Origin of the sequence: Paraburkholderia bryophila, assembly GCF_013409255.1 — a bacterium.
In the GTDB taxonomy this organism is placed as follows: domain Bacteria; phylum Pseudomonadota; class Gammaproteobacteria; order Burkholderiales; family Burkholderiaceae; genus Paraburkholderia.
Window position 1 is genome coordinate 96,911 of record NZ_JACCAS010000001.1, and the last position, 16,622, is coordinate 113,532.

The following is a 16,622-nucleotide window of genomic DNA, read 5'->3' on the forward strand; positions in this document are numbered from 1 at the left end:
TGAGCATGAGCAATATCGAAGTGACGAAACCAGTCGTATTGACGCCGTTCGCAGCCTACGCGCGCTACCTCGAAGATCTGAGTGTCCGCTTGGCCGACAATAGTTTTGCGGTGAAACCGGGCGTGATCGGGACGGTGTACTTTGCTGGCGGCTCGAAACCGGAAGGGCGACGCGGGCTGCTCGCGTGTTTCGACCGCTTCGATGAGTTGTTCGGCGAACACCTGATTTCCGGCAAAGACGAGGACCTGGCGAAGTTCAGCAGAAAAACAGCGAAGGGGATCGAAAAAATCCGCAAGGTCATCATCGATTCACCGGAATATGAACAGGTCAGCGTGATGCGGTCCAGCGCACCGAATCCCCTGACCGCACCGGACTACCAGATTGCGACGCTAACCGGACGTGCAAGTCCGATGAATTACGAATCTCCGGAAGGCTTCAAAGTAGCCAAAGGCGAAGAAAAAGAAATTTCGTATCTGAAATTTAGCGTTCCGATGGAACTGGTGACTCGCCCTGAAGGACAAGAACAATACGAGCAGTTTCTGCGATACGTGTGTGAGCAGTTAGACGTTTGTGGCGGCTACGGTGGACTGTCCGCCGTGACGGCGTACAACTATCACAACTGGCAGGCTCAGGAGTGGGCAATTGCTGAACGGTTCAGCGGTATCGAGGTAGATGCCTGCGCGCACTTTGGCAGAGAAGAATATGACCCGACCTCCTATGAAGGCGAACCCTATAATTTAAAGGCTGTATATAACTACCTGCACCCCGGTGCAAAAGTAGGTCGTTGGGGTTTCATCAAAAGCATCAACTGGTACACGCTGATGGGCGACGTATTCGTTGAACGCCTTGGCGGCGACACCGCGCTGCGTGCTGCATTGGATCGTGCCGACATCCAGATCGAGCGCATCAATCACTGCACACTGGTGCGTGCCGGCCCAATCCCACGCCTGGGTGCACCCGAAGAAGGTCTGCCGGAGCCCTATGTGTTCGTCAACAAGGTGTTGCGTGTGCTGCGCAACCCGAAGCCGGATGGACTGCACTGGTACGACCCGCAGTTGCAGAACGCGGACAGCAAGAACGCACGCGCGTGGGAAGCCCGCTTCGATCTGCCGAACGCTCCGCCGATTCCGGCTACGCCGACCATCGTTCCTCAGCCGGTGAAGCGCGAACCGGTCCGCCGTAGCGTGCGGGGCGGCAGCCCATGCCCCGAGGCGGGTTGGTGGCAGACGCCCGCGAAGGCGGGAAGCCGTCGTTATTTCGAAGCGGGGGAAATCATGCCGGTCTTTGCGGGAAGTCGTTGGGGAGAGACAAACTGGGTTTGGTCTGCGGACGAGAATACACAGTGACTGACAGGCAAAACCCGCTTCTTCTTCGGAAAAGCGGGTTTCTTATGGGGCGCGCGCCGCGCAATAGCGCTCACACCTGACCCGCGTCAACAAACCTCGCCGCCGCCCCACGCCATCCCCCAACACCTTGACCTGAAACAACGCCCCCCGGCCCGCACCGACGATGATCGCCAGTTCGACCATCCGCTATCGGGCCCGTCATGTTCACCTCTCACGCATTCTCTCCGCTCACTCTCCGTGGCCGCTCGTTACTGCCGATCGTGCAGGGCGGCATGGGCGTCGGCATCTCCGCGCACCGGCTGGCCGGCAGCGTCGCCCGTGAAGGCGCGCTAGGCACCATCGCCAGTATCGACCTGCGGCATCATCATCGCGATCTGGTCGAACAATGCCGCCAGTCGCCCGACCGTGCCACGCTCGAACAGGCTAACCTCACCGCGCTGGCCCGCGAAATCCACGCCGCCAAAGCGCTCAGCAAAGGCCGCGGCATGATCGCCGTGAACGTGATGAAAGCGGTCAGCGCGCAAGCCGACTACGTGCGCACTGCCTGCGAAAACGGCGCCGACGCGATCGTGATGGGCGCAGGCCTGCCGCTCGATCTGCCCGACATGACGCAAGGCCACGACATCGCGCTGATCCCGATCCTGTCGGACAGCCGCGGCGTCGCGTTGATCCTCAAAAAGTGGATGAAGAAAGGCCGCTTGCCCGACGCCGTGGTGATCGAACATCCGGCGCATGCGGGTGGCCATCTCGGCGTCAACAACGTGGCCGACATGCAGGATCCGCGCTTCGACTTTCACCGCATTCTCGACGAACTCGACACGGTTTTCACGTCGCTCGGCTTGCAACGTCGTGACGTGCCGCTGATTCTCGCAGGCGGCATCAATAGTCACGAGGCGGTGCGCGAACTGCTGAACGCGGGCGCGAGCGGCGTGCAGCTCGGCACGCCGTTCGCCGTCACCGAGGAAGGCGACGCGCATCCGAATTTCAAGCGCGTACTCGCCGAAGCGACACCCGACGACATCGTCGAATTCGTCAGCGTGACGGGGCTGCCCGCGCGCGCGGTGAAAACCCCTTGGCTGATGCGCTATCTGCGCCACGAAAACAAGATCCGCGAGCGGGTCGGCGCGCTCAAGCACGCGTGTCCGACCGCGCTCGAATGCCTCAGCGCGTGCGGCTGGCGCGACGGCATCGAGAAGTTCGGCCACTTCTGCATCGACACGCGACTCGCGGCGGCATTGCGTGGCGACGTGGCCAACGGTCTGTTCTTTCGCGGCCGCGAAGCGTTGCCGTTCGGCACTGCGATTCGCAGCGTTCACGATCTGATCGAGCTTTTGCTGACCGGTGCAACGCGACCGGCTGTCGCAGGGCGATGGGCGTTTTCTCTCGGTTGATGCGTATCAACGTGTTTCGCGGCGAGAACTTCGACAATTCCCGCACGCAAACAACATTCGGGGAAGCAGATGACGCTCTCACACAGAAACAGAATCCGGGCCGTCGCGATCGCGGCGAGCCTGCTCGGCGCAAGCGTCATGGCCACGCAAGCACATGCCGCCAGCGACGATGAGATGACCGGCATCCACGCCGGCGACGTGCTGGTGCGTCTGCGCGCCATCAGCATCATGCCGAACGTGGGCACGAACCAGTCGCTGAAGGCGCTCAATGTGGGCGTCAACAACGCGATCGTGCCGGAACTGGACTTCACCTACATGATCCGCGACTACCTGGGCGTCGAGCTGATTCTCGGTACCTCGCGGCATCAGTTGACGTCGAGCCTCGGCAACCTGGGTGGCGTGAACGTATTGCCGCCTACGCTGCTGCTGCAATATCACTTCAACCATGCGGGCAAGATCCGGCCGTATGTCGGCGCGGGTATCAACTACACGCTGTTCTATAACGACGGACTGCATGCCGGCGCGGCGCCGATTTCGGTCACCAATCACAGCTTTGGCCCGGCGCTGCAGGCCGGCGTGGACGTGCAGGTGACCAAGAAGCTGTTTGTCAATGCGGACATCAAGAAGATCTGGATGCACACGGACGCCTCGCTCGGCGGGCAGTCGCTCGGGCGCCTGAATATCGATCCGGTGGTGGTAGGGCTGGGTGTCGGGATGCGCTTCTGATTTTTGCCGCGAACTTTGCCGCGAACGCGTGACGGCAGGTTGCCGGCACGCCGACGCGGCAGCCTACAGTTTGTCGTTCCTGAACCGCATGGCGGTTCCTTCCTGCTCGATACGCATCCACACCGCGCGTTTTTCCTCGTCGCTGAGGAAAACCCAGTTCGAAACTTCAGTGGCGGTGCGGCCGCAGCCTTTGCAGACGTCGTCGAAAAGCGTGGAACAGACGCCGATGCAAGGGCTGTCGGGAAGATCGTGGAGATTCGAAGCCATCGGAAACCTTGAGCGGAAAAGCGAAGTGCCGCTATGTTAACCGATGCGCGGCTCGCGACTCGCCAAGGCGAGTCGTGTGGCCGCGGTTCGCGTGCGGTTGGCAGCATCCGCAGGACCGCCGCAATACAGATCGGTGTGGGTGAGCCTCAACGCGCGATGCTGTAGCCGATCCGCGCCATCCAGTGCTGGCGATTGTTGTAGTCCAGCAAATCCTCGCCGTAGCCGTTGAAATATCCCACCCACAGATAGCCGCCCCACGCGCTGCCCAGCAGTTTCGCGAGCGGGTAGGTGAATTGCGAATCGACGCTGCCGTACCAGTGTTTGGTGCCTTTGCGCAGCGTGGTGGCCAGTTGCCAGCCGTCCGGGCTACCGTATTTGATCAGCAGGTCTACGTAGCCGCGGTAATCGGCGATATCGGGGTTGTTGCTGGTGCCGATGTAGTAGTAGAAGCGCGGCGACACCGTCAGATGGTTGGCCGTCAGATCGCCGAATTCCCACGTCGGCCGGATGAAGGGCAGGTTGATGCTGCGCGAATCGGCGCCGGCCTTGCCGTTCGATTCATGCGCGAAGCCCGCCGCGAACCCCATGCGGGTGAACCACGAACTGCGCCAGCCGGTGTCCGGCACGTAGTAGAACAGTTGCGGCGAATAGGTCGTGTCGCGGAACGGCCGCGAATCCGCCGACAGATCCCAGATCGAGGTCTGCGTGTACGCGAAGTACAGGTTGTCGGTGAAGGCCTTCGAGCGCAGATCGTCGGGGATCCGGAGCCGGTATTTGAAGCTCAGTTGCAGCCGCGCGTTGGTGTCACCGTTATGGCCGGCGCCGAAGTACATCGGCTCGTAGTAGGACACGTGCGAAAGCACGCTGCGGCCGGTAGTGGCCAGCGAGTCGCCCGGTGGCGACATGGCGTCGCCCGTCGGACCGTCCACCAGCGCAGCGGTCGCGGCAGCCTGCGCCGGCGTGCTGGCGTGGCTTTCCGAGCGCTCCGCCTGGGCGATCGCGTCCTGCTGCGGCCCGCGATTGATCGCCACGAGCGCCGGCGACGCATCGAAGCCCACCGGGTCGATCCGTACCTCGCCGCGCGCGTATTGCGGCCACGGCGCGGAGAAGCGCACCTTGCGGAACTGGCCGGGCTGCAGATGCAGCGTGTCGGGCACGCCGGGCTCGCGTTGCAGATCGAGCGGCTGGGGCGACTGTTCGGCCGCGCTGAGCGTCACGCGCAGCGTCGGCGGGACGGTGACAGTGAGCGGTTTGGCGTCGTCGGCGGAATAGAGCAGCGTGATTTGCAGCGGCTCGTTCGCCGCGGCCACGCGGGCGGGTTGCAGCATGGCGACCGTCGCGCGGGCGTCGCCGGACCAGCAGGTAACGCACGCGATTAGCAGGAACAGCAGCGTGGCGGGAAAGCGCATAGGCGATTGCGATTGTCCAAGGGAAACGGCAACGTCGCGGGACGTCGGCGACACAAAAACGGCTGCCGTAGAAACCCGGCAGCCGCGTCGAAACAGGATGCATAACCGGCGCAGCGCCTCGATGGGCTAGCACACCGGTTACGACCACTCCTCTGAGAATACTTACAAAATCACTTCATTGCCAGGGTGATGCGACAACCTGCGACAAAACATCGTCACCCGCCCAACGCCAGCTGCCACAGCAACGCGACGTTGAGCACCACGATAAAGGCGGCGGACAACCACGCCAACGCAAGCCGCGTGCCGCGCACGTGCCAGCCGCGCATGAGTTCCGCGTCGGACGTGTAGCGGATCAGCGGCACGACCGCGAGCGGCAATTGCAGGCTCAACACCACCTGGCTCGCCACCAGCAACTGATTCGAGCCATGCTGGCCGAACAGACCCACGGCCACGAGCGCCGGCCCGATCGCGAGCGCCCGGGTCAGCAACGCGCGCTTCCAGCGCGGCAGGCGGATCTGCAGGAAGCCTTCCATGACCGTCTGACCCGCCAGCGTGCCCGTGACGGTGGCGCTCAACCCGCAAGCGAGCAGGGCCGCCGCGAACAGAATGCTGGCCCAGTGCGTGCCGACGAGCGGCGCGATCAGCCGGTGGGCGTCCGCGAGATCCGTGACGTCGCGATGGCCGCTTGAATAGAACACGGCGGCCGCCACGATCAGCAACGCCGCGTTGATCACGAACGCAAAGCTCAGCGAGCCGATGGTGTCGAGATTGACCACGTGCAGCGCGGCTTTGATCTGCGCGTCGCTGCTGTCGGGCGCGTGGTGCTTGACGAGCGCCGAGTGCAGATAAAGGTTATGCGGCATGACCGTCGCGCCGACGATGCCCGCCGCCAGCCACACCATGCCGGCATTGCGCAGCAGTTCGAGGCTCGGCGCGGTGCCGGCCAACGCGGCATGCCAGTCGGGCCGAGCGAGCGCCAGCTCGACCACGAAGCACAGCCCGACGAAGCCGATCAGCACGGCGATCACCGCTTCGAGTTTGCGGCCGCCTTTCTGCTGAAGCGCGAGCAATGCGAACGTGCAGACCGCCGACATCAGCACGCCGACCGTCAGCGAGACGCCGAGCAGCAGTTGCAACGCCACGGCGCTGCCCACCACCTCGGCGACGTCGCAGGCAATGATCGCGATCTCGCTGGTCAGCCAGAGCAACAGCGTGCCGCGCGGACTCGAGCGTTCGCGGCAGATCTGCGCGAGGTCGCGTCCGGTCACCACGCCGAGGCGCGACGACAGCCATTGCATCAGCATGCCGATCAGACTGGCCAGCAGCACGATACTGAGCAGCCGGTAGCCGTAGCCCGCGCCGGCGCCCAGCGCGGTGGCCCAGTTACCCGGATCGATATAGCCGACCGCGATCAGCGCGCCCGCGCCGACGAATGAGAACCAGTGAGCGGGACGTACCGGCCCATCGCCCGGCAGACGCCGGCGGCGGTTTGGACGCAATGCGGACGGATTGGTGTTCATCGATACCCGAGGTTCAAGACTGCATGCCTGTGCAAGCCACGTGCCCGTTCGCCAGCGGCACGCGACGCGATCCTGCCGGAGCGCACGTCGCGCGATGTGCGATGCGCTGTCCTTCGACACTCCGTAAGCTATTGTGCACCGTCGTACGCGCCGCGGCTGACGGCCGCCGCAACGTTAGCCGAACGGCATAGGATTCGCGCAAAACGGCCGTGCCTGGCCACTGCCGAACCGCACGCGGCACAGGCCGGATGCGCCAGCTTGACAACAACCTGACAGCGCCCGCGCGACAGTGTTTTTTTCGGGTAGACAGGCGCGCATAACCCGCTAAAATTGCGGCGAATTTTCCAGCGGTACGGCTTGCGCTGTACCGTTTGCGCGACAGCCCGGGATTTTTTTTGGAGCGCGCAATAATTAATGGTAGTTTTCGGGTTTTTCAGGGGAGCCGTGCGCGCGGTGCCGCGGCGTGAGAGAGGACGGCCGGCTCAGGTCGGTCAGGATCGGAGAACGGAATGAAAAGACGGGTAGTGGGGCAGGTGGCGGCGCTGGTCTTGTGCGCAACGCCGTGGTTGACGGCCGCTGCGAAGGATACGCAGTTGAACGTGTATAACTGGTCCGATTACATCGCCAAGGACACCATTCCGAACTTCAGCAAGCAGACCGGCGTTCAGGTCAAGTACGACAACTACGACAGCGACGACACGCTGCAAGCCAAGCTCCTCACCGGCAATTCCGGCTACGACATCGTCGTGCCGACCAGCAACTACGCCGGCAAGCAGATCGCCGCGGGCATCTTCGCCCCGCTCGACAAATCGAAACTGCCGAACCTCAAATACCTCGACCCGTCGCTGATGGCGCTCGTAGCCGGCGCGGATCCGGGCAACAAGTACACGGTACCCTGGGCGTACGGCACGACCGGCCTCGGCTACAACGTCACGAAGGCGCAGCAGATTCTCGGCAAGAACGTGCCGCTGGATAGCTGGGACGTGCTCTTCAAACCCGAAAACATCTCGAAGCTGAAGGCTTGCGGCGTGTCCGTGCTCGACGCGCCGGACCAGATGTTCGCCGCCGCGCTGCACTACATCGGCAAAGATCCGATGAGCACGAACCCGGCCGACTATCGCGCCGCGCTCGAGATGATGAAGAAGATCCGTCCGTACATCACGCAGTTCAATTCGTCGGGCTATATCAACGACCTGGTCGGCGGCGACGTGTGCTTCGCGTACGGCTGGTCGGGCGACGTCGTGATCGCCAAGCATCGCGCGGTCGAAGCGAAGAAGGCGTTCAAGATCGAGTACTACATTCCGAAGGGCGGTGCGCCGGTGTGGTTCGACGTGATGGCGATTCCGAAAGACGCGAAGAACAAGGAAGCCGCGCTCGAGTGGATCAACTACATCGAAACGCCGCAGGTGCACGCCGCGATCACCAACGCCGTCTACTACCCGAGCGCCAACCTCGAAGCGCGCAAGTACGTGGACAAGGACGTGGCGAACGACCCGGCGGTGTATCCGTCGCCGGAAGTCATCAAGACCCTGTTCCTGCTGAAGCCGCTGCCGCCGGAAATCCAGCGTCTGCAAACGCGGTTGTGGACTGAATTCAAGTCCGGCCGCTAAAACGCCGTCAATGTGAACGGGTAATGCATCATCATGAAGCCCTCGGTGTCCACCGGGGGCTTTGTACGTTAAACGCCGGAGTCAAGCATTGTGATGAGTAGTGATCAGTCGGGCGCAGCGGCGGGGAATGCCGCGCCGTCCCTCAGTATGAGCGCCGTGTCGAGCGACGCCGCGGACCAGTTCGTCCAGATCGTCGACGTCGTCAAGAAGTTCGGCGAATCCGTGGCGGTCAAAGGGGTCAACCTGTCGGTGAAGAAGGGCGAACTGTTCGCGCTACTCGGCAGTTCCGGTTGCGGCAAGTCGACCTTGCTGCGCATGCTGGCCGGGCTCGAAACCATTACGTCGGGCAAGATCCTGATCGACGGCGAAGACCTCGCGCAATTGCCGCCGTACCGCCGGCCGGTCAACATGATGTTCCAGTCGTACGCGCTGTTTCCGCACATGAACGTGGAGACGAACGTCGCCTTCGGTCTGAAGCAGGAAGGCGTGCCGAAGGCCGAACTCAAAGACCGCGTGCAGAGCGCGCTCGATCTCGTGCAGATGGGCCGCTTCGCAAAGCGCAAGCCGAATCAACTCTCCGGTGGTCAGCAACAACGCGTGGCGCTGGCGCGCTCGCTGGTCAAGCGGCCCAAGCTGCTGCTGCTCGACGAACCGATGTCCGCGCTCGACAAGCAGATCCGTCAGCGCACGCAGATCGAACTGGTCAACATTCTCGACAAGGTCGGCGTGACCTGCATGATGGTCACGCACGATCAGGAAGAGGCGATGACCATGGCCAGCCGCCTCGCGGTGATGAGCGAAGGCGAGATCATTCAGCTCGGCACGCCGCATGAGGTGTACGAGTATCCGAACACGCGCTTTTCGGCGGAGTTTATCGGCTCGACCAATCTGTTCGACGGCCATGTCGTCGAAGACGAACCCGATCACGTGTTTATCGACACGCCGGATCTGCCGTGCCGTCTGTATGTGAACCACGGCATTACCGGTCCGCTCGGCATGCCGGTGACCATCTCGGTGCGGCCCGAACGGATCGCGCTCACGCGCAAGCCGCCCGAGGGCGCGTACAACTGGGGCAAGGGCGTCGTCACGAATATCGCGTACATGGGCGGCTATTCGCTCTATCACGTGAAGCTCGAAGCCGGCAAAACGGTGATCGCGAACGTGACCAGTCTCGCGTTGACCGAGATCGATACGCCCACCTGGGGCGACGAAGTGTACGTGCGCTGGAGTGCGTCGGCCGGTGTGGTGCTGACGTCATGAAGCGCGCCTCGTTCAGTTCCCTCGCCAACTGGCCGGTGCGGCGTTTCAATCTGACCGGCCGCACCGCCGTGGTGGCCGGGCCGTTCGTCTGGCTGCTGCTGTTTTTCCTCGTGCCGTTCCTGCTGGTCGTGAAGATCAGCTTCGCCGATCTGCAGCTCGGTATTCCGCCTTATACGGAGCTGAGCACTTTCGCGGATGGCGCGGTTCATATCACGCTCGACCTGTCGCATTACGCGTTTCTGCTGACCGACAGCCTGTATTTCGCGACCTATGTGAATTCGGTGGTGGTCGCCGCGATCTCGACCTTGCTGTGTCTGCTGATCGGTTACCCGATGGCGTATTACATCGCGCGATCGAATCCGGCGAGCCGCAATCTGCTGATGATGGCCGTGATGCTGCCGTTCTGGACGTCGTTTCTGATTCGCGTGTATGCGTGGATCGGGATTCTGAAGAACAACGGTTTGCTGAATAACTTCCTGATGTCAATCGGCCTGATTCATTCGCCGATCGAGCTGTATCACACGAATACGGCGGTCTACATCGGGATGGTGTATTCGTATCTGCCGTTTCTCGTCATGCCGTTGTACGCGCATCTGGTGAAGATGGATATGACGCTGCTCGAGGCGGCCTACGATCTCGGCGCGAAGCCCTGGAAGGCGTTCTGGCAGATTACGTTGCCGCTCTCGAAGAACGGAATTATCGCCGGCTGTTTGCTGGTGTTCATTCCGGCGGTGGGGGAGTATGTGATTCCTGAACTTCTCGGTGGCGCGAACACGCTGATGATCGGGCGGGTGATGTGGAATGAGTTCTTCGACAATGCCGATTGGCCGATGGCGTCTGCTGTGACGTGTGCGATGGTGTTGCTGCTGCTGGTGCCGATGGCGTTCTTCCAATACGCGCAGGCGAAGGCGATGGAGGAAAGGCGCTGATGAAGCCGAACCGGATTTTGCAGTTTGTTTTCCTCGGGATTGGGTTTCTGTTTTTGTATATCCCGATTGTTAGTCTTATTGTCTATTCGTTCAATGAGTCGCAGTTGGTCACCGTCTGGACGCGGTTTTCTACGCGGTGGTATGCGGCTTTGTTGCAGGATGATGAGTTGATCGCGGCCGCGTGGTTGTCGTTGCGGGTGGCTTTGCTGACCGCGTTTGCTTCTGTTGTTATTGGCACATGGGCTGGGTTTGTGTTGGCCCGTATGGGGCGGTTTCGGGGGTTTACGCTCTATACCGGGATGATCAATGCGCCTCTGGTTATTCCTGAAGTCATTCAGGGTATCTCGCTGTTGTTGCTGTTCATCGAAATGGCTAAGTGGTTGGGGTGGCCCGCCGGGCGCGGGGTCTTCACCATCTGGATCGGCCATGTCATGCTGTGTATCTCCTATGTCGCGATCATCGTGCAGTCGCGCGTTAAGGAGTTGCATCCTTCTCTCGAAGAGGCAGCGCTTGATCTTGGGGCTACGCCGATTCGGGTGTTCTTCTTTATTACCCTGCCGTTGATCTCTCAAGCACTCGTTTCCGGGTGGTTGTTGTCGTTCACCCTCTCTATCGATGATCTCGTGCTGTCTGCGTTCTTGTCCGGGCCTGGGTCGACTACCTTGCCTCTCGTCGTCTTCTCGCGGGTTCGGCTTGGGCTCAACCCCGAGATGAATGCGCTCGCTACCCTGTTTATTGCTGTCGTTACTGTTGGGGTTGTTGTCGCTAATTATCTTATGCAGCGGGCTGAGAGGAAGAAGGCTGTTATGGCGGTTTAGGGGGCGCTTTGCGGGTTTTGGCTGTGATCCTGGGGTGTTGGCCTCTCCTTGTGTTGCTTGTGGTCTATTAGTGTTCCCCCTGTGCGGGGGGCACTAACTTCTCTTTGCCGCGGCAAAGAGAAGTCAGCAAGAGAAAGCCGCTCACACCGCTAATTCTTAAGTGGGTCCCCCGCGCAGTCACGGTAGTGGCTCATCTGGAATCCGTGCTCTCGCACACTCCGCCTTCGTGGTACAGCAGTCATTCTTCCGGCGGCGCTCCGCGCGCCGTTGCGGTCTTCTTTTCTCCTGGGTGCGGCGAATTGCGGCGGCACGTTTTGCAACGCTCGCGCGATGTCGGAGTCAATCCATTACCGGTTGCTACGGGCCGACGTCGACGAGGTGGATATGGGCGAGGGAGAGATCAGGAATCTGAATTACCTTCGCGTTTTTATGGCCGTCGTCGAACAAGGGAGTTTTACCGCTGCGGCGGATCGTCTCTGTATTTCTAAATCGCTTGTCAGCGAATACCTGAGTCGCCTCGAAGCGGAAATCGATACCCAACTCGTCCGGCGTAGCACCCGCAAAATCGCCCCCACCGATGCCGGGCATACCCTCTATCTCGCAGCCCAGGAATTCGTCAGCCATCTGCATGAAACCGTTGGGAGCATCCGGCGACTCCGCCACGAATCGACAGGGCTGCTGCGCGTCGCCGCACCCAGCGCGTTCTCCACGGCGCTGCTGGGTCGCATCGTTGCAATGTTCGTTAATCGGCATCCGCATATCGATGTAGAAATTGTCTGCAACGACCTGGACGTCGATCTGATCGGACAACGCATCGATCTCGCCTTCGAAACCGGCTGGCCCAAAAAGAAAGGCTTCCGCATGAAATTGCTCGGTTCCTTCGAGCAATGCCTCGTCGCATCACCGGACTACGCGCGCCAACACGCCGCGCCATGTCATCCGAATGATCTGCCCAGCGCGCACTGGATCTCGCATGACGGTCTGGCCAATTCGGCTTATTCGCTTTTCGTGAATAACGGGCAGTCCGCCCGCATTCACACCCACGGACGCCTCAAAGTGCAAAGCGTCCTGCTCGCTCTTCAACTGGTGCTGGCAGGCGCCGGCGTCGGTGTGTTCCCCGACTATCTCGTCGCCAAAGACCTGCACGAAGGGCGCCTGTGCCGCTTGCTACCCGCCTGGACCACACCGCCAGGGGGGTTCTATGCTTTTCGTACCGCCGCCCGCCATGCGTCGATCCGGGAGCGTCTGTTCCTCGATGCAGTGCAGACGTATCTGTCGGATGCGGAGCGCGAGCGGGCAATCGCCTGAGTTCTCCCACGCTAGCGGCGTTCGTGCTCCTGGTGTTGATGAAAAAAATCAACCCGCCGGTACGCCATCCAGTTCGACTCGATACAGCGCAAGCCAACTGTTGAGGCGCGTGCTCGACTCCACGAGAATGCGTTCGAAATCGGACAGAGTGCTGGTCGTGGTTCGTGCCGCGAGCGTGCGCAGCGCGTCCCGGTCGATCAAGGGATGCAGCGGCGCGCGCGGGTCGTCGAGCGCCGTGTTCAGACGGGCGATGAGGCCGCGGTCGTAGGCCGGCGTCTGGATCGACGGATAAGCCGCCTTCTTGCGATGCAGTACCGATTCAGGCAGCAGGTCGTCCGCGGCGGCCCGCAGCAGCGCTTTGTCGCGGCCGTTGAAGGCCTTCATCGCCCACGGAATGTTGAAGGCGTACTCGACGAGCCGGTGATCGCAGAACGGCACCCGTCCTTCGATCGCGTTGGCCATGCCCATCCGGTCTTTCTTGTCGAGCAGCAGCGGCAGCCAACGCGTCAGCGTCAGATAGCTCACCTCGCGCGTGCGTTGCTGTTCCGGGCTCTCTCCGGCAAGGCGCGGCACTTCCGCGAGGGCCGAGCGATAGAGATCCGCTTCGTATTCGTCGAGTTTCAGTGCGTCGATGAAACCCGCGCGAAACAGCGCGCGGGGATCGAGGCCGCGATGCGCGCCGAGCTTGAGCCACGGAAAAGTTTGCGCGCTGCGCGCGGCCGGATCGGTAAACCACAGGTAGCCGCCAAAAATTTCGTCGGCGGCTTCACCCGATAGCGCGACGGTCGCATGCCGGCTCACTTCGGCGAAAAGCCGATGCAGCGACACGTCGAGGTCGCCGAAGTTGAACGGTAGATCCCACGCGCGCAGCACCGCTTCGCGCACCTGGGGATCGAGTAGCGTGGCATGGTTCAGCTCGATCGTATGATGGTCGCTGCCAATGTGCCGCGCGACTTCGCGGGCGAACGGCGCGTCGGCCGTGGGACGAACCGGGTCGGCCCGAAAGTGTTGCGTGTGCCCGGTGAAGTCGACGCAGAACGTCTGGAGCTGGCCGCCGCCGTTTGCGCTTCGGTGTTTCTGCGCGAGCGCGGCGACAGTGCTCGAATCGACGCCGCCGGACAGCAGGGCGCACAGCGGCACGTCGGCGATCATCTGGCGCGACACGATGTCGTCGAGCAACGCGCGCAGCGTCGCGATGGTCGTCGGCAGATCGTCGGTGTGTGGGCGCGCCTCCAGTGCCCAGTAGCGCTCCTCCACGATGCGCCCGCGCCGCACACGCAGCCGGTGGCCGGGCTTCAGTTCGCGCATGCCGGTGAGCGGAACCTGTCCTGGTGTGCGCAAAAACAGCAGTGCGTCACAGAGCCCTTCGGACGAGGTGCGCGCTCGCACGTCGGGGTGGGCGAGAATCGCTTTCGGTTCGGAGCCGAAGATCACGCCGTGCGCCGTGGGATAGTAGAACAACGGCTTCACGCCGAGGCGGTCACGCACGAGCAGAAGCTCGTGCCGCACCGTATCCCACAGCGCGATCGCATACATGCCGTTGAGGCGCTCGACGAATTGCGCGCCCCATTGCAGATACGCATGTAGCACGACCTCGGTATCGCACCGCGTTTCGAAGCGGTGGCCGAGCGCGCCGAGTTCGGTCCGCAGCTCGCGAAAGTTGTAGGTTTCTCCGCCGTAACAGATCACCGCGCGAGGCAGGCCGCGCGTATCGTACGCCGGGCTGCACAGGGGTTGCGCACCGTGTGCGGGATCGATGATCGCCAGCCGCCGGTGTCCCAGCGCCACGTGCGTGTCGAGCCACACGCCACGCCCGTCCGGGCCGCGATGGGCCAGTTCGTCGGTCATCCCGTCGACGATGGCCGCCGTGCACCGCAAGTCGCGTTCGAAGTCGACCCATCCAGCGATCCCGCACATAGTGGTTCCCTTGAATTGAAACAGCAGAGATCGGACGATTCGAGCCAGTCAGTTCAGTCGGGCAGCCAGGAGCCAAGGGTTGCGCAACCGATCGTGCGAGCTGTCGTTGTTCATGCAGTGCCGCGCGAATGCGTCATGGTCGGCGAGCTGCTCAGACGACCGCATCACGCGGCCGTTTCGATAGATGCGGGTTGGCCAGCGGCGGCTCGCTATGCACGTGAACGCGGCGCAGATGCCGCCCGCTGCGGCTGACGAAGCGTTCGCGTCCGTGCAGCAGGGTGAAGTTGTCGGTCAGCACGACGTCGCCCGTTTGCCAGCGATGCGCGTAGTGCGCGCGCGGATCGTAGAGCGCTTGCCGCAAACTGGCGAGCAGCGTTTCCCGCTCGTGTTCGCCGATGCCGTCGAACGCGTAGGTCGATGGATTGATGAAGGTGCTGTCGCCGTCGACCGGTGGTTCGCAAAAACGCAGCACCGGAAACGCGCGCCGTGGATGCCGCCCGACAATGGGCGCCGCCACTGTGGCGCTGTAGAGCTCGACCGTTCGTTGATAAATCCCGCTGGCCCGGTGCCAGAGCGCATGGTCCCGCGGCGTCGCGATACGCAGCGCCTCGGTCGTGCTCGAAAACGTGGTGCGTCCGCCTTGCGTGTCGCCGGGCGCGTTGACGCAATGAAATAGCTGGTATTCCGGCACGGTTTCCAGGTACATCCCGTCCCAATGCAACGGCACATAGCCGCTCGCGAAGATATGGTCCTGGGGATCGGCCTGCTCGACCAGTTCGAGCACCGCGCCAAATGGCCACATCATGATTTCGCCGAACGTTGCGCAGAAACGGGTCAGGCTGTCGGCGTCGTCGAAGCTGTCGAAGCCGCGCAAGACAACCAGTTGATGGCTGTGCACCAGCGCGCGCAACCATTCGATCCATAGTTCGTCAACATGAAGATCCGCGCGGCGCGATGTCACGAGGATGCCGAACGAACAGGCGTTGCCGGTGCTGCCGATCAACGGTTCGAGGGTCAGCGATCGTTGGACGAAGAGGTCGTTCATTGACCCTCCGGCTTGGTCGTCGGGATGACGTTAGCGCTGGCCGATGCGCGATGGCGGCGACTGTCTGAGGGAACGGGAGGATAGCGGTTGGCGAGATGCAAGGGATCGATTCGATAGTGGCTCGGTTGTTGATCGTGCATCACGATGCGGCCACCCAGCCGCTCGGCGTCACGGCGTTTCATCAGCGTGAACTGTCCGTGGCGTTCGACTGCGACGCCGTGCCACGGCGTTAGCCAGTTGTCGCGCGTCGGCATCAGGTGAATGCCGATCTTTTGACTCGCTGCCGGCTGCGGATGGATCGACAGACGGATCGCGTTCGGGAACCGGTCGGCGAGCAGCGCGCCCCATGCCCAACTGCGTTGAATCACACCGAGCGCGCGAGTTTTGGCATCTTTCTGCAGCGCGGTTCGGGAGCCACGATAGTGAGGCGTCAGGCCGTCTTCGAACAGGAAGCGGGTGATGGCGCGATAGAGCTGCGTACCCGCTGGATCGCCGATGAGTTTCTGTTTGATCGCGTCGATTGGGTCGGCGTATTCGTCGACGAGTCGTTCGCGCATTTCATTGAAGTTGGCGGTGTGAGCGGGGCGCGGGTTGGAATGGTCCAGGTTGTAGAGTTCGAGATGGTCCGCGCGGCTTTGCGCGACGATGTGTTGCAGCGCGCTCTGGTAAGCGCTGATGTCGCGATCGTCGACCCGGATCAGATCGCCGAAGACGCGGCCGTCTGAGCAGATTTTTAGTTGGGCGCCGGGTGGGTGGTGGCGTTGAATGCGTAGGCAGAGCGTATTGAGGAACGTTAGCGAGAGTCTTTCCGCCAGATCGGGGAGGCGGCCGAGTACTTTCGCGAGGTTCGGGGATTTTGATGGGAAAGCGGGGAGGACGAGCTCGATCGGGTTGTTGGCTTCGACGAAAGCGTGGATTCGGGGTAGCTGGATTGCGCCGATTGTCTGGTTGTCGTGGCGGATTTCCGAGGCGGTTCTTTGGGCCGGGTGCCAGCGAACGATCTGGATTATCTCTTCAAGGATGGCATGAGACGTTAGCCGATTCCGGTCGTGTGGCATGGAAGGCAACCTCGCTGG

At 62.1% G+C, this 16,622-nt stretch carries 14 protein-coding genes; 8 read left to right on the top strand and 6 right to left on the bottom strand.

All coding sequences use genetic code 11. The features are described from left to right. Positions 1–5 precede the first annotated feature (5 nt). The 3 genes from GGD40_RS00390 (at position 6) to GGD40_RS00400 (ending at position 3,463) form a co-directional block, all read left to right on the top strand. Positions 6–1,346, top strand: a complete 1,341-nt coding sequence (locus GGD40_RS00390) for a type VI immunity family protein (RefSeq protein WP_179742442.1) — start codon at positions 6–8, stop codon at positions 1,344–1,346. 200 nt (positions 1,347–1,546) lie between these two features. Next, positions 1,547–2,737: an NAD(P)H-dependent flavin oxidoreductase gene (locus tag GGD40_RS00395; protein ID WP_179703999.1), complete on the top strand. Its 1,191-nt coding sequence runs from the start codon at positions 1,547–1,549 to the stop codon at positions 2,735–2,737. 69 nt (positions 2,738–2,806) lie between these two features. Then, entirely contained in the window at positions 2,807–3,463 is a 657-nt protein-coding gene (locus tag GGD40_RS00400) for an OmpW/AlkL family protein (protein WP_179742443.1), read from the top strand. 63 nt (positions 3,464–3,526) lie between these two features. Here the strand turns inward: GGD40_RS00400 and GGD40_RS00405 are convergent, their stop codons facing one another. The 3 genes from GGD40_RS00405 to GGD40_RS00415 form a co-directional block, all read right to left on the bottom strand. Next, a complete protein-coding gene (locus GGD40_RS00405) occupies positions 3,527–3,730 on the bottom strand; it encodes a DUF1289 domain-containing protein (protein ID WP_179704001.1) in 204 nt (67 codons plus the stop codon). A gap of 146 nt (positions 3,731–3,876) precedes the next feature. Beyond that, a complete protein-coding gene (locus GGD40_RS00410; protein WP_179704002.1) occupies positions 3,877–5,139 on the bottom strand; it encodes a phospholipase A in 1,263 nt (420 codons plus the stop codon). Between the two features lie 215 nt (positions 5,140–5,354). Next, the gene (locus GGD40_RS00415) at positions 5,355–6,659 is read right to left on the bottom strand and encodes an Nramp family divalent metal transporter (protein ID WP_179704003.1); all 1,305 of its coding nucleotides are present in this window, start codon (positions 6,657–6,659) and stop codon (positions 5,355–5,357) included. Positions 6,660–7,168: 509 nt separating this feature from the next. On the opposite strand from GGD40_RS00415, the gene GGD40_RS00420 reads away from it, so the two are divergent. The 5 genes from GGD40_RS00420 to GGD40_RS00440 all read left to right on the top strand — a co-directional run bounded on the left by GGD40_RS00420 (position 7,169) and on the right by GGD40_RS00440 (position 12,584). Further along, a complete protein-coding gene (locus GGD40_RS00420; protein WP_179704004.1) occupies positions 7,169–8,269 on the top strand; it encodes a polyamine ABC transporter substrate-binding protein in 1,101 nt (366 codons plus the stop codon). Between the two features lie 93 nt (positions 8,270–8,362). Beyond that, positions 8,363–9,529 (top strand): ABC transporter ATP-binding protein, encoded by a 1,167-nt coding sequence (locus GGD40_RS00425; protein WP_179742444.1) that lies wholly within the window; start codon positions 8,363–8,365, stop codon positions 9,527–9,529. Beyond that, positions 9,526–10,458: an ABC transporter permease subunit gene (locus GGD40_RS00430; RefSeq protein WP_179704005.1), complete on the top strand. Its 933-nt coding sequence runs from the start codon at positions 9,526–9,528 to the stop codon at positions 10,456–10,458. The genes GGD40_RS00425 and GGD40_RS00430 overlap by 4 nt, the downstream gene beginning before the upstream one ends. Beyond that, positions 10,458–11,276, top strand: a complete 819-nt coding sequence (locus GGD40_RS00435) for an ABC transporter permease subunit (RefSeq protein WP_179742445.1) — start codon at positions 10,458–10,460, stop codon at positions 11,274–11,276. The genes GGD40_RS00430 and GGD40_RS00435 overlap by 1 nt, the downstream gene beginning before the upstream one ends. Positions 11,277–11,660: 384 nt before the next feature. Beyond that, positions 11,661–12,584 carry a LysR family transcriptional regulator gene (locus tag GGD40_RS00440; protein WP_179744821.1) on the top strand — a complete coding sequence of 308 codons (924 nt, stop codon included), beginning with the start codon at positions 11,661–11,663 and terminating at the stop codon, positions 12,582–12,584. 48 nt (positions 12,585–12,632) lie between these two features. On the opposite strand, the gene asnB is transcribed toward GGD40_RS00440, so the two are convergent. The 3 genes from asnB to GGD40_RS00455 form a co-directional block, all read right to left on the bottom strand. Continuing rightward, a complete protein-coding gene (asnB, locus tag GGD40_RS00445) occupies positions 12,633–14,501 on the bottom strand; it encodes an asparagine synthase (glutamine-hydrolyzing) (protein ID WP_179742446.1) in 1,869 nt (622 codons plus the stop codon). Positions 14,502–14,652: 151 nt separating this feature from the next. Next, the gene (locus GGD40_RS00450; protein WP_179742447.1) at positions 14,653–15,546 is read right to left on the bottom strand and encodes a TauD/TfdA dioxygenase family protein; all 894 of its coding nucleotides are present in this window, start codon (positions 15,544–15,546) and stop codon (positions 14,653–14,655) included. Then, complete coding sequence (locus GGD40_RS00455; protein ID WP_179704009.1) at positions 15,543–16,604, bottom strand: L-tyrosine/L-tryptophan isonitrile synthase family protein; 1,062 nt, start codon at positions 16,602–16,604, stop codon at positions 15,543–15,545. Before GGD40_RS00455 ends, GGD40_RS00450 begins: the two co-directional genes overlap by 4 nt. Between the last annotated feature and the right edge of the window lie 18 nt (positions 16,605–16,622).